The organism is Pseudomonas brassicacearum, assembly GCF_003732265.1.
Classification (GTDB): Bacteria; Pseudomonadota; Gammaproteobacteria; order Pseudomonadales; family Pseudomonadaceae; genus Aquipseudomonas; species Aquipseudomonas brassicacearum_D.
In genome coordinates, this window is the sequence record NZ_MOBK01000271.1 from 1 (window position 1) to 391 (window position 391).

At 59.8% G+C, this 391-nt stretch carries 1 protein-coding gene; it reads right to left on the reverse strand.

Features of this window, described 5'->3' with window-relative positions; all coding sequences use genetic code 11:
- On the reverse strand, window positions 1–352 hold a 352-nt coding region (rbsD, locus tag BK660_RS31215; protein WP_123436439.1), incomplete at its 3' end, for a D-ribose pyranase.
- Window positions 353–391 lie beyond the last annotated feature (39 nt).

The following is a 391-nucleotide window of genomic DNA, read 5'->3' on the forward strand; positions in this document are numbered from 1 at the left end:
CTGTACGAACAATCGCCCGCGCCTGACGGCTGAGGATCTTGAACTGGTCGTGGCTGAGCAACTCGCGCGAACCCAGCGCGCCTTCAACGCTCAACTCGTCCAGAACACTCAATGCCGGCGGCTGCTTGTCGAGGATCTCGCGGGCCAGCACATGGCTTTCGGCCTGCATTTCGCTCAGTACAACCTTCAAGGTACTGATGAAGTCCGGAACGACCTGGGTCAGCGCCAGATCGACCAGTTCGACACCTGGCGGGACCGGCAGTCCGGCATCGCCGATCCCGACCATGTCGCCATGACCCAGCGAGGCAATCAGCCGCGACAACGCGCTATTGAGCAGCGGTGTTTTTTTCATGGTGCTTTAAACGCCTGTACGTCGGACAAGGTGGGAATC